Raw genomic sequence first — 12,394 nt, 5'->3', positions numbered from 1 at the left:
GGTGGCAGGAGCGCCTTGGTCGCAAGGTCTGTATTGTGCGCACGCCTGGCGCCCCCTCGCCAGGCGCATCAACCTCCAGCCCATAGATACGATAGGCCCACCCAGGATGCCGCAGAAATTCACCGATCCCCGCCTCGTCTCCCTGAACGACGATGACGGCTTCGTCGACAGCGGGATGCGTCGTGCGCTCTGCGAAGCCCTCGAGGCAGGTGAGATCGCGCGCGCCACATACAGCGTCAGCGCACATATCTGGGTCCAGGCGGTACTAACGGACCGAGCGCTCCTGCTCGTCAAGGGCGCCGTTCGGGCCAAGGTCACTCGAGTACCGCTGCCGCTCGAAATCACGCGAGCACCTGACGGGAGTAGAAAAGGTGTCCGGGTCCGAACGCCGCTTGGCCAAAAGACGCTCTGGGGCTCGAAACTGGATGACGAGGCCCGGCTTCTGCTCGGCGCCTCTAGGTCGCTGTCGGGCACCACCGACCCCGCGCGGGCAGCGTCCGACCGACGGCCGCGTCCGTCGCAGAACCAACCCTCTAGCATCCAAGCCGAGGCGGTTAAGGAACCAACGCCCGACAGTGAAATTGCCGCGCCACCCGAACACATCGCGCCCGCGCGTGAGGTACGGCAGACTCGACGGCAGACGCGTCAAGCGGCGGGGCCCAAACCACGCCAGCCCCGGCGACGTCGCGTTCGGAAACAGTGGGTTGGGTTCGCACCCTCCTCAACGATCTGGGACCTTGCGGATAACTGCGTTAAGTGTGGTCGCCCCCTGACGGATCCCCGTAGTAGGCAGGCACGTGTAGGCACGAAGTGCATCCGAATCTACGGCTCGCAACAGCGCAAGATTCCGAACCCTCGACATGCAGCATGGATCGACAAGAAGACCAAGGCCGAAGCTGCATACATCGCAGAAAGGGTCGGGGCCGACGCTGAGTATGCACGCGCCAAGACCGCGTACCACGAAGCACGAGCGGAGTGGACCCGGGTCCGATCAGGGCTTTAGCTCATCGCCAAGCGCCGCACGAACCGAGTGACGGACCACCCACGTCATATCGCCGCATCTCGGACGCCTGGATCTGCCGAGATTCCGTCGGCTATGGCCCAGAATGGGGTCGTGAGTGAGCTGGCCGGCCGAGCTGAGGAGATCGCCGCGCATCTCGTGAGCCACGCCCTGGGCGCCGACGCCAGGAAGTTCGACGCCGATGGCCGACAGTCTGCGGTGGACTTCATGCTCGAATGGCCGAACGGTCGCCGGGGCGCGCTCGAGGTCACTCTCGTTACCCAAGCCAAGTCGTCAGCCTGGCAGGGGCTGGCGGCCAAGGAGGGCTGGCGATGGCCGGCACCATCAGGGTGGGAGTTCCGACTAAGTGGCGATGACATGCCCTACCGACGAGCGCGCCGCGCGGTCGTGAGAGCAGTTGAACTGTGTGACCGTGAAAACGTCGATGCGCTCGACCGACTGCCCCCTGACATCTTCTCCAGCGACCCTGATCTCGAGTGGCTGAGCGACATTGGCGATCTTCGCCGAGCATCCTTCGAACCCGGTGTCGTCCTGCTCCCTGCGGTCCGCGCCGAGTTCGTGGATGCGTCGACCTCAGACTTCGCGACTCTGGTCGAGCGATGGCTTCACCTACCGCATATGCCGCGTCACGTCGAAAAGGTTAGATCGGCTCTCGCTGTTGACGAGAGGCATCTCTTTCTAGTGCCCGTCGACGAGGTGCTTCCCGCCCGGTTCTTCACCAACGACTTCTCGGCGCCAACTCGGAGACCCGGAGGCTTCAGCGGCATCGACGGGATCTGGGTGTGGTCCAACTACTGGCATCAATACTTGGTCTGGCTGGCTGGTGGGTGGCGCTGGCTCGACTTCCCACCGAAGGAAGATGCGTAAGTAACCGAGCTCGCGCACTTATCTGAAGCCGCGCCATCCGCGCGTGGGCGACTTGCGCCATACCGCCGCGGATGTGGGCACGAGCGGGCACTTCATCAAAATGTGCCGCCTCGCCGCGACTGGTTGCCTGACCCCACTCCTGGCTCATCGAGCGGATAGCAGCAGCAAAGTAGAGTGTTGGTATGTCCGATATTTCCATCTACGTCGATTCGAACTACCAGTGGTCTGTAAACTCCGGACCGGAATTCGTGATGGTCCAGGTGCCTCCCTTGGCTGTGATGAGTAACGATCCGAAGGTCGCTTCGTTCGATGGCTGGCAGAGCCTCCTCGCCGAGATCGGCTTCGCGCGCGCACGTTCCCTGCACTCTGATCAACTACCCACCACGTCGAACGCAGAGTTGCGCACCATCGACGCTCGTCGAGCAGAATTGAACTTAACTCTTCCTGACGGTGGGACCGGCTCGTTCGCCATTCCTCACGGTGAGTCGAACTGGGACACTGCCGTGCGTCAGGTCCCCACCATCCTCGTTCTATTCACGCAGACCGCGATCGGCGCGAACGGCCAGGCCGACAACACCCGACTCCAGAACGATCTAGCCTCAGGCGGCCTCTTCGGTGCACACGTCGCCGTTTCCCAATAGCGACTCACTCTCGTAGGTGTCACTCCTGATTGGTCGCGTCATACCGCCGCGACCGACGCGGTCAATCGAACTGCTTGAGTCATTCGTCTGTGGCGTCGTCAGCGGCGACATCCCAGTAGACGGTGTGGCCGGTCGGGTATCGCGGTCGCTTCGTCTTCGGATTGAACTCGTGCGCCCACTTCTCCGTGATGTCCGGCCTTACAGCGGCTTCCACTCGGCTTCGTTCCATCTCGGCCAACTTCTTCATCAACCGATGTCGGACAGGCTCGATAACTCCGTCGAGGCGACGCTCCATGACGTCGATCAGTGCCTGGAATTCGCGGACAGCCCGGTTCGGAAGCGGAACAAGGACAGTCGCCCCTGTGACATCTCGGACTCTCAGGGTGTCTGAGTCGAGCACGCCGACCGCATACGTGACCGCGAGTTCGGACTGTGAGTGGGCGACCGTGGCGTTCCTGTACGCCTTCACTCGATCGTGCACGTCGATGAGTTCATCAGGAATGTCCACGTGGTCAGTCAGGCGGCCGCGAACATTCGAGGGCAAGACCGCGCGGCAGTAGGCGACTACAGCAAGTCCCACCAGATGGCGACTGGCATCAGCGAGCTCCGATCCCTCCTCCAAGCCCCGGATCGCCAGGTCCAGGGCGTGGCAGGCGTCGGCAAGATCAGATCCGTAGCTCGACAACTCGATGAAGAGTCGGCTGTCTGGAGAGTCACCAACTGGGATCGTTACAAACGGCTGCCCGTCATCAGCGTGTTCCACCTGGCAAGTATCGGCGCCCTCGTTCCGCTGCGCTTGCCGATCAGGGCGGCGAGCAGCGACATTTCGCCGCGGCTGGGGCATTGGATGCCCCGCAAGTCGTGCCTGCAATGCTGCGGCGCGCCACAACGGTCGGCACGAGCACGGGAAGACGAGGGCGCCTGGCCGCGCGGCGGACGTGGGCGAGCCGGCTCTCTTCGAGAGGGAGACCCCTATAGCGTCCGGGGATGCCCAGTCCTCGCCCCTCTAGCGCTCGTCGACGCAGCGCGTCACCGCGCCGGCGCCGGACGCGACAGCCACAGCGGCCGTTGCCGACCGCTGGGCCGGGCGAGCGGCTGTGGGTGCTCGACGTTCCCTACGGGACACAGGTCGACGGCGCCACCTGGCACCCGGCCGTCAAGACCCACCTGTACGTCGGGCGCGCTTTGTCCCCGCACCTCGCGCCCTACGCTCCGGGGCCGTACACGCTCGGTCGGTTCATCGAGAACACCCTCAACTCCGGCATTCCGACGCCCAGCCCCGAGCCGACCGACGCGCTTGAGCCCCGGAGAATCCAGTTCGAAGCGGCCGATGCGATCGCGGCGCGCGCCGCGGCGGGTGGCCGGCAGTTCCTGCTGGCCGACGAGCCCGGCGTAGGCAAGACGATCGCCGCGGTCCTCGGGGCGACAGCGGTGGGCGACCTCCGCGGCGCGCGACGGGTGCTCGTCGTGGCCGACCGACCCGCCGCGATCACGATCGGCCACTGGTGCCGCACGATCATGGCGCTGGGTGACGGGGGCCTGGAATGGGTCGTGATCACGTGGGACCGGCTGGAGAAGGTCAAGGACCACACGTGGGACGTGATCATCGCGGACGAGGCCCACGCGCTGCGACGTACGACGACGAAGCGGTGGAAGCACTGGGCGCGGATCTCGGGGCACGGGCGGCCGCACGACAAAGCGCCGTTCGTCATCGCGACCACCGCGACGCCCGGACACACGCCGCTAGAGCTGCCGTACCTAGCTCCCGCATATGCGCAGGTCCTCGGCGAGTCGATGCAGGAGTGGACCTCGGCTGTGCAACCCGGCGCCGCGTTCGCCACCGCGCTCGAACGCCACGGCGTCGCGGTGGAGCAGGGGCGCTACGGCGCGACATGGACCCCCGACGCGTCGCGGCGCGCCGCGGACCTCAAGCTGGTGCGCGGATGGCTCGCCGACGAGCGGCCCCCGGCGATGCTGCACCGCGCCGCGCCGTGGGGGCCGGTGCCGATCTCCGGCATGCCGGTGGCGCTCACGCCAGCGGAGCGGACTGCGTACGAGGCCGAGTGGGGGGAGTTCTGTCGTGAGATGGAAATCGCGCGGCACGGCCGCAACGTCGCGAAGGGTCGGGCCGCACTGCTGCGCTTCCGTCAGAAGGCCGGGCTGATCCGTGTCGACTCGACGGTCGCCTGGATCGCCCAACAGGTCCATGCCGAGCGACAGGTGGCGTGCTCGGTCGAGTTCGTCGCGACCGCCGCCGACCCGATCGCCGACCGGCTGCGTGACTCCGGCATCGAAGTGGCCACGATCTACGGCCGCGACCGGTTCGACCCCGAGGCCGAGCGACTCCGGTTCCAGACCGGGCAGGCGAAGGTCTGCGTCTTCACCACGGTCGCCGCGATCAGCCTGCACGCCGGCGAGACCCTCGCCGACGGCCGCCGGGCGAGCACCGAGCCGCGGGTCGGCGTCTTCCACCAGGCCCGATTCTCGGGAATCGCCGGACGACAGGTGACCGGCCGCACCCACCGCGACCACCAGGTGTCGCCGTGGCACATCGCCTACGCCGAGGGGACGGTCGAGGAGCAGGTCGGCAAGGTGATGGTGGAGCGGATCGCCGCAGCCTCCAACACGGTGGGAAGCGACACCACCGGTCTCGCCGACCTCGCCCAGCTCCTCGGGGCCGACTGGCTGCCGTCCACAACCCTGACCGAGCACGGCACCTGACCGGGGCTCGGCTCAGGTAAGGGACATCAGCGGCGTGGAGCCACCACGCAGCGGGAGGCGCTTCATTCCGCCGCATGAGCCTGCCGACGAGTTTGCTTCATATACCTCTTTGGCGACGTCCGGCACGAGCGCGGTCGTTCTCACGGCGCCAGCTTGATATGAGTGGTCCGTGAGCCAAGATCGCTTCTTTGACCTGTACGGCGAGATTGAACGTGTCGTCGTGCCCGCGGCGCAACTTGAGCAGGCTCTCGGCACTCTCGCGTATGCGGTGCTGGGTGGCGACGAGGCGGCGCACGAACAAACCCACGCACGACCCCCATCGCAGCTCCGCCAAATCATCGAACCTGAAGCTCGGGCTCGAACCGGTGAATGGTGGAGTGAGCCCGCCCTGGACCTGCTCACGCGAGCGGGCCATCTTCTGGAGGCCCGCCACAAAGTTGTCCACGGTTACTGGACGGACCTGCGTGGCATCGCGGACGGGCGATCTTTCATCACGTTCAAGCCCGACCGGTCAAGCAAGTCGTGGGACGCTCAGTACTTCGATCTTTCCCAACTTCGGCAGCTTGCGCAGCAACTTGAAGAGTCGAGCGAGCAGCCCCGAGATCTGGCTGACCGCCTGGTTGACGAGGTTCATGGCCGCTGAGCGCAGCCGAGACAGCGCATCAACCCACCGCGGCCGTATGGCGCGGCCGCCACGGTCACGCGAGCAACGTGACAACGTCACCGTGGTTCTTCTCCCACCATCCGGCAAAGAGGTGGTGGTAGTCGCGGACGAGCTTCTGCATTTTCCTCAACTGTCTGCGGTCAGCCCACGGCGGTAAGTCTCCCTCCAAGTCAGCGGTCTCAAGATTGATCTTCACGTACTCGCTGTCTGGCTCGGATTTTTTGAGGATGTGGACATGAGGCGGAGGATGGTCGTTGGGCCACACATGCACGCTGATCCCGCCGTCGAGCGCCTTTCCCTCGGCCGTGAGAGCAGAGACAAAGCCGTCGTTGTCGAAGGTCATAGGCCACTCGTCTTGGTTCTCGCCGAACTCCGACAGCGCCATGCGGGCGAGTCGACCGAGGACGTCGTCGGGCTCGAGTCGACCCTCAGATTCCGCAAGCTCCCAACCGCCGGGGTAGCTGGGATCGCGCCCAGCCCGCTCCATTGGAGTCAGGTCGTCGTCCTTCACGGTGGCAGCCTCTCAGCCAACGGGCACGCACGATCGTTTCCTCCGCGCTCGAGATGTCACGCTCGCGGATCGGCGCTCGCCATATCGAAGCACTCCGCCCTGATCGTCCACAGCTGCGGCCTAAAAGACGGCCCCGGGTGTGCGTCTTTCCGCCGCCTCCGACATGGGGATCTGCCGAGGCAGCGGAACCGCGCTCGCCGATTGGAGCTAGGGGCGGAGGAGCGAGCGTTGCCGGCGGGAGATTTGGGCACCGCGACGAGGCGGCGTGCTCCCTCCATTTGATGACCTCGTCCGGGACACTAGGCCAGTGAGCTTCTTCTCGAGTAGCCCCGCCCCCTGGGGCGCCGCCGAGCCAGGCGTAGAGCGGGCGCCGGTGAAGGTCTCTACGCGGACGCTGAGGTTGGCGATCGAGGAAGCGCTGATCCCCTTCACCCGGCGCAACCTCGAGATCGTCCTGTCAGAGGAACTCGGTCTGATCTGGGAGGGCGACGAGCTCGGCCCGAGCCGCGCGGAGTCGAAGCGAACGCTAGTGGACGGCTACATCGACGGGTGGTCGCTGCCGCAGCTCGTCGCATTCGCGCGACGCCTGGATGCCGAAGTCGAGATCTCGGAGCATCACGTCACGGAACTACGCCGCTACATCGACGCCTACAACCGGGGCGGCGGCGTTGAGGGGCCAACCAAGAACCTGATTTTCGCTGCGAACGGACCCAAACCCGACATCGTGCTGCGAGACGCGGTCAGCAATGACATCCAGATCGTGGCGAACGCGGATCACTGCCTCGTGTACGACCGACCGGTCCAGCCCGAAGGCCTGCGGTACGCCCATCTCATCAAGTGGTGGCGCGAACGCGAGGGCCTCTCGGACGCGGTCGATGACCGCACGGTTGGCCTTCGGCTACACGAGCGCTTCCGCGACTCCCTGGCCAGTCCGGCCGAGCGGGTCGTGTTCGACGCCTACGCCGGTCGTTACAAGTCCTCGTTCGACGTTCCCGCCCTCATCCCGCAGGTCTATCTCCACTACGACCCGTACGACCAGCGAACCCGGCGGGGGTTGGTCAGCGGCACCCCGCTTGCGCGACAGCGGATGGACTTCCTGTTGCTCTTCAGCGATCGCCAGAGGGTCGTCATCGAGGTAGACGGAAAGCAGCACTACGCGGAGGGAGAATTCGCCAGCCCGTTCCGGTACTCCGAGATGGTCGCCGAGGACAGGCGCCTCCGACTGGCTGGCTACGAGGTCTACCGGTTCGGAGGTCATGAACTCACCCAGAACCCGAACAGCACCGCGATGGTGCGGGACTTCTTCGAGCAGCTCGACGACCGGATGAAGTAGTGCACCCGGGGGATCTCGAAGATAGCGCGGCGGCTCGACCTCTTCGCGCGGACCGGACGGACCGTGGTGCGGACGAACGCCTGTCTCGGTTGATGCCGAGCTCCGCACCGAGATGAGACCAACAGAAGCTCCATGCACGCCCTGAACGAAGGCAAGGCACTCACCTGCCGCGATCCGCGTGCTTCCGAACGGTGCGTCTTACCGCCCGCCAGCTGCCGGATCGTTGTGGAGTGACCGATGGCGCTTGACGATGGCCCTGGATCTACCGAGCATCCACGTGCAGGAGCGGCTGGGGCCCAAACCCGGTCCAGCGCATAGGTTTGACCTCCCCTTTGTAGGGGTCAGTGCCGAGCTCCATGATCTCGGATCGACGAACGGGCCACTTCGTGTCGAAGACTGCGTGTGAGTAGAAGCGCAGATTGCAGGCATCAGCCGTATGCGTCAACGCCTCCTCGCACACCTCGCGGAGGCGCGCCACCTCCTCGGCCGCTGGCTCATTGAGCAGTCTTACCGGATTCGATGGCGCTCGAGCACCCGGGCCATCTCCGCATTGAAGGAGGGCGGATGTGATTCCTCGCTCATACTCGCGAGTGGCATCACCCAGGGCCTGGAAGGCTCGGATCAACGCTCCGTGGGCGACCTCGCAGCGCTTCCCTGCCAGAGTCGCTTTGCCGAGATAGCCGTCAGGCCATCGAAGCCGGACAGCGTGCCGACTGAGGCGCGTGGCATTATCGGCGGCCTCTTGACGGAGCCCGAACAAATAGCGAGCGTGGCCGACCAGTTCTTCCGGGATCTCGGCGCCGGACGATTGAGGTGGTGCGCCATCCAATATGCGTTCCATCTCATTGACGCAGCCGATCAAGCGCCGGTCCAGTCTGTGATGCCGTTGAAGGTCCTGCACACACTGGGACAGGTGGCTTCGATGCCGGAAGGTGTTCACAACCCACATGACGGCGCCGGCGACTGTGCCGCCGAGCGCAATGACACTCAATATGGTCGCCACCAATGCCCCCTTGGTTGTAGTCGAGAACCCGACAGTCTCATTGGCCTCCGACAGTAACGGTTCCGTCGGCCAGCGGAACTGAAGTAAGAACGCCATGAGTGAGGTGGAGGGCCGCCGCCGTCCCGTAGGAGGATGCGTCTTTCCGCCGCGACTGCTTGCGCAGTCAGGTCGTAACGGAGCGAGCTGGCCCATGGTGGTGATCTTCATGTGGACCGCTCATTCGCTTGTTTTCCGACCCCGTGACGCGGCGGGCCGTGGTATCTATTTGTCCTGCGGTGGCCAGCGGCCAGCCTGGAACTCGTCCCACCGCGCCGTAGGTATGACGGCAATCGCGGTGCCGACGTGGACTGTCGTCTGCCCCCGCTCTCCGCCATCGCATGCTGCGCACAGGTGCTCCACGTGCTGCGGATATGTCTGCGGCGGGTTCTGGATCTCGTCAGTCTCGTTGGCGATCCTCTTCGCCTCGACAAAGATCCGGCCGTTGACCGCCTTGCTCAGCTCTGTTGCAAGGGGAAGCCCCTGAGCACGTAGATCGCTATAGCGCTCCTCGATCACTGCCACGGCCCCGGGTGCGCGGTCGACATCCTCGCCGGAGCGCGGGTGCCAAAACATCGTGGCTTCTCCGCAATTCATGCACTGGTTGAGCGCGATCGCGTGCACGACGCGATCTCGGCGATCCACTACGCCCTTGACGCCTGCGATCCAGGTCGTGAGTGCGTCGGTTACGAGCGCTGCCTCGTGACCGAGCTCGGTCTCAAGTTCGCGGGCGGCCCTGCCCGTGGTCAAGCCAACGCCCGGCACCCGAATGATGCCCGGCCAGTTGGCGTGGGCAAGGATTCGGCGCATGTCGGTCACCACCTCGCCCAACATGGCGTCGGCGAGAGTCAGCCGTCCAACCAACTCGTTGGCACTCGGTTCTGTCACCAGTTCATTCTCTGCGCCGTGATTGAGCGCGTCTACACGGATCGGGCTGAGCCTCCGCGGTTGCAGGTGGGTTCGGCGTACCGCCAACAGGGTCGATGAGGATTCTAGGAGCGAACCATGGCGGACGACGCGCGTACGATTCCCTGGCGCGTCGGGCGTGCGTCGTTGCGCCGCGTCAGCGCGCCAAGTTTTGATTTCGCTGCTTAAGGACTGTGGAACTTCCCATTTGAGCGGCGATCGCTGCGGCCCATTGGGTCAGAAGCGTCGTTGTGCCCTGCTGGGAAACCTCCGTACGCTGCCAGCGCTATTCCAAGGTCACTATTCACGTTCGCGGAGGGAGGACGATGAGCAGCCGCCGTGCGCCAGCATTCACCCGGACCACCCCTGCCGATCTAACTCCACCGGACTCGTTGCTGGCGAGACTGAGCACGACCGATCGCACCGAATACATCGACCGCCATGGATTCGGCCGCGCGCAACTGAAGCCTGAGTGGTGGATCAAACGTGGCGTCACCATCCACCTGCCGAGCAGTGCAGACGGTGAGCCTGTGCTCACGCGTAGTGATCTCTTTCAAATGGCCGACCACGTGAGCGACGACGACTCGCTGCTCGCCGTTCTGTGGCACGTCCTGGCTTGGGGAAGCGGCACGTCGCGGCGCAATAATGACCGCCGGATCGACTCATGCAAGCAGCACATCTCATTGCTCAAGCTTGCCTTCGACGCAGCGCGCGGCTCCGACCCCAGAACCGCCTACGGGACACTCATCCGGCGCGGGGGTGCCAAAATACCCCACTTCGGTCCTGCCTTCTTCAGCAAGTTCCTTTACTTCGCAAGCGAGGACTCCACTCCTCGTTGCCTGATTCTCGACGCGCGGGTGGCGCGCAGTCTCTGGTCACTGGGCTGGAGCATGGCGCCGACGTACCGGGGTCGTTCGTTCAGCTACAACTGGTACACGGACACCTACGTGTCTTACTGCGCCCTGCTGGAGTCATGGGCGGCCGCCAGCGAACACGACATCACAGCGGACATGTTCGAGCGAGCCCTGTTTGACGGGCTGCTATCTCAGCCCTAGATAGCGAGCCCCGGGAGGAGTGCTCGCGGAAGGCCCTCGGGCCGCGTATCGGCACATCTACGGGGACGGAGAAGGTGTGTCCTTCTGTCGCGACTTCGCTATTCGGTCACATCGCGGGGCCGGGCCCCGCGGTCACGCTCGGACCAACACGAGGTTGCGAAGCTCTCGCGGTGTCTGCCATGTGCTTCCTGGCTTCCCGGAGTCGCTTTCTGGGCTCCCCGACCTGTCGAGATTCAGCGGGGGTCGTAGTCGGCGCACGACCGCGGTCTCGATTTCGTCAAGGAAGGCGTCCTCAGGCTTGCTCCAAGTCGCCAATGAAAGCCGCTGCTCCATCCAGCTGCTCAGGCGCGCCTCGCTTGCCGCGTTCAGTCCGAAGTTGGCGCTGCCACCAGGCTTGGCCAGGTGCGCGGCACGGCAACAAGAGCGAGCTCGTTCACGAGCAAAGCCGCGAGACTGCGTCGGACAGTCGACGAGCCTGTCTTGCCAGCGGCATTGTGAGTACCCACGTCACGTCCGTTGAGACTCCTCTCCGCCTCGCCAACATACAGAGGCTGGCCGTCGAAGGCGGGACTCAGTTCCAGCTCCGACCACGCGTGGTCGTCGCCGTAGAAGGCGTAGAGCCAGATTGCTTCGGTACGAGCTGGACCGAGTTCCAGTGTGGATGCACGGGACAGCGCGATCATCAATACTCCATGCCGAATCGTCATCTCACCATTGGCAGGCCATGCACGAGTGCGCTGGACCGGTTCACGAACTAGGGACTGCAGCCACCCCATATGCGTCCTATTAGTGAAAACCTTCCTCCTTCGGCATGATGTCCAGCATGGATCCCGGAACGTTGGCGGAGTGGTTCGGGGCGAGCGGGTCCATAGCGGCCGCTGGCGGAGCCTTGTACCTGCTAAAGCGCGAGGGCGAGGATCGTCGCGAGCTGCAAATGAGCGAGATCCGCCGCGAGAGTGCGGAGCGACGACGTCAGGCGACCCACGTCCATGTCGGGGACATTTCCCATGGGCCGGTTTCGACGGATGGCACCACGCGGAAGGCCGTCTACAGCGCCGTGGTGCTCAATGGCAGCGACCGTGTGATCAACCATGTATTTCTCGACTTCATGCTGTCGCCCGAAGTTTGCAATCCGATGGACGACCTGATCCAAACCAAATACATCGGCCGAATGCTGCCGGGCGTTGAACTAAGCGTGTCGGCCCCCCGGATTGAGGCGCCGATGGGTCGGTGGACACCAGGAGTCGAGGCTGTCGTGGGCACCCAACTCTGGTTCAGCGATGCTGCGGGGCTGAACTTCCACATCAACCAGGCTCACGACGTTACCGAGGTCGATGCGAACCCGAGACGCACGGTTCCCCAGGCGGACGACAAGCTCCTCGGGGACTGAACTCAAGGCATCCGCATGCTGCGATCCGCGAAGCTGAACCACGCCGAATGATGTACGTCTTACCGCCGCCTCACGGGCACACCCGCGTCAACCGCGAGCCAGATGTCGGAGCCTCATGTTTCCCTTCGGGGAGGGGCCTCCATGACCTCGATGTCGAGTGCGCTGAACCGCAGCCGGCATCGAGGATTCGTTGACCGTTCACATCCCCCGCGACGCGGCTCGACTGCGTCAGTGGTTCGACCCGCT

General features: G+C 64.6%; 14 protein-coding genes. 8 read left to right on the top strand and 6 right to left on the bottom strand.

The genetic code is table 11. From position 1 onward, the window contains the following. Nucleotides 1-106: 106 nt before the first annotated feature. The 3 genes from K1X13_RS19820 (at nucleotide 107) to K1X13_RS05320 (ending at nucleotide 2,529) form a co-directional block, all read left to right on the top strand. Nucleotides 107-1,003: a DUF6011 domain-containing protein gene (locus K1X13_RS19820; RefSeq protein WP_221023942.1), complete on the top strand. Its 897-nt coding sequence runs from the start codon at nucleotides 107-109 to the stop codon at nucleotides 1,001-1,003. Between the two features lie 111 nt (nucleotides 1,004-1,114). Further along, the gene (locus K1X13_RS05325) at nucleotides 1,115-1,888 is read left to right on the top strand and encodes a hypothetical protein (RefSeq protein WP_221023941.1); all 774 of its coding nucleotides are present in this window, start codon (nucleotides 1,115-1,117) and stop codon (nucleotides 1,886-1,888) included. A 182-nt stretch (nucleotides 1,889-2,070) separates the two neighbouring features. Beyond that, nucleotides 2,071-2,529 (top strand): hypothetical protein, encoded by a 459-nt coding sequence (locus tag K1X13_RS05320; protein ID WP_221023940.1) that lies wholly within the window; start codon nucleotides 2,071-2,073, stop codon nucleotides 2,527-2,529. A gap of 79 nt (nucleotides 2,530-2,608) precedes the next feature. Here the strand turns inward: K1X13_RS05320 and K1X13_RS05315 are convergent, their stop codons facing one another. After that, nucleotides 2,609-3,292 carry a hypothetical protein gene (locus K1X13_RS05315; RefSeq protein WP_221023939.1) on the bottom strand — a complete coding sequence of 228 codons (684 nt, stop codon included), beginning with the start codon at nucleotides 3,290-3,292 and terminating at the stop codon, nucleotides 2,609-2,611. A 338-nt stretch (nucleotides 3,293-3,630) separates the two neighbouring features. Between K1X13_RS05315 and K1X13_RS05310 the strand changes: the two genes are divergently transcribed. Next, nucleotides 3,631-5,250 (top strand): DEAD/DEAH box helicase, encoded by a 1,620-nt coding sequence (locus K1X13_RS05310; RefSeq protein ID WP_221023938.1) that lies wholly within the window; start codon nucleotides 3,631-3,633, stop codon nucleotides 5,248-5,250. 169 nt (nucleotides 5,251-5,419) lie between these two features. Then, nucleotides 5,420-5,893, top strand: coding sequence for a hypothetical protein (locus tag K1X13_RS05305; RefSeq protein WP_221023937.1), 474 nt, complete (start codon nucleotides 5,420-5,422; stop codon nucleotides 5,891-5,893). Nucleotides 5,894-5,948: 55 nt separating this feature from the next. Here the strand turns inward: K1X13_RS05305 and K1X13_RS19590 are convergent, their stop codons facing one another. Further along, a complete protein-coding gene (locus K1X13_RS19590; protein WP_221023936.1) occupies nucleotides 5,949-6,425 on the bottom strand; it encodes a DUF4160 domain-containing protein in 477 nt (158 codons plus the stop codon). Between the two features lie 307 nt (nucleotides 6,426-6,732). Between K1X13_RS19590 and K1X13_RS19585 the strand changes: the two genes are divergently transcribed. Next, on the top strand, nucleotides 6,733-7,758 hold the full coding sequence (locus tag K1X13_RS19585) for a DUF559 domain-containing protein (RefSeq protein ID WP_221023935.1): 1,026 nt from the start codon (nucleotides 6,733-6,735) through the stop codon (nucleotides 7,756-7,758). A gap of 262 nt (nucleotides 7,759-8,020) precedes the next feature. On the opposite strand, the gene K1X13_RS05290 is transcribed toward K1X13_RS19585, so the two are convergent. Both K1X13_RS05290 and K1X13_RS05285 read right to left on the bottom strand, forming a co-directional pair. Then, nucleotides 8,021-8,968, bottom strand: coding sequence for a hypothetical protein (locus K1X13_RS05290; RefSeq protein ID WP_221023934.1), 948 nt, complete (start codon nucleotides 8,966-8,968; stop codon nucleotides 8,021-8,023). A 54-nt stretch (nucleotides 8,969-9,022) separates the two neighbouring features. Continuing rightward, nucleotides 9,023-9,685 (bottom strand): hypothetical protein, encoded by a 663-nt coding sequence (locus K1X13_RS05285; protein WP_221023933.1) that lies wholly within the window; start codon nucleotides 9,683-9,685, stop codon nucleotides 9,023-9,025. Between the two features lie 344 nt (nucleotides 9,686-10,029). On the opposite strand from K1X13_RS05285, the gene K1X13_RS05280 reads away from it, so the two are divergent. Next, nucleotides 10,030-10,758, top strand: coding sequence for an 8-oxoguanine DNA glycosylase OGG fold protein (locus K1X13_RS05280; RefSeq protein WP_221023932.1), 729 nt, complete (start codon nucleotides 10,030-10,032; stop codon nucleotides 10,756-10,758). Nucleotides 10,759-10,890: 132 nt separating this feature from the next. On the opposite strand, the gene K1X13_RS19815 is transcribed toward K1X13_RS05280, so the two are convergent. Beyond that, on the bottom strand, nucleotides 10,891-11,091 hold the full coding sequence (locus K1X13_RS19815) for a hypothetical protein (RefSeq protein WP_372450668.1): 201 nt from the start codon (nucleotides 11,089-11,091) through the stop codon (nucleotides 10,891-10,893). A 32-nt stretch (nucleotides 11,092-11,123) separates the two neighbouring features. Further along, entirely contained in the window at nucleotides 11,124-11,441 is a 318-nt protein-coding gene (locus K1X13_RS05275) for a hypothetical protein (protein WP_221023931.1), read from the bottom strand. 140 nt (nucleotides 11,442-11,581) lie between these two features. On the opposite strand from K1X13_RS05275, the gene K1X13_RS05270 reads away from it, so the two are divergent. Beyond that, a complete protein-coding gene (locus tag K1X13_RS05270) occupies nucleotides 11,582-12,148 on the top strand; it encodes a hypothetical protein (protein WP_221023930.1) in 567 nt (188 codons plus the stop codon). Nucleotides 12,149-12,394 lie beyond the last annotated feature (246 nt).

The sequence above is a fragment of the Nocardioides jiangsuensis genome, assembly GCF_019679455.1.
Lineage (GTDB): Bacteria > Actinomycetota > Actinomycetes > Propionibacteriales > Nocardioidaceae > Nocardioides_C > Nocardioides_C jiangsuensis.
Note: the sequence above shows the minus strand (reverse complement) of the source record. Positions and strands in the feature narration are given on the sequence as shown.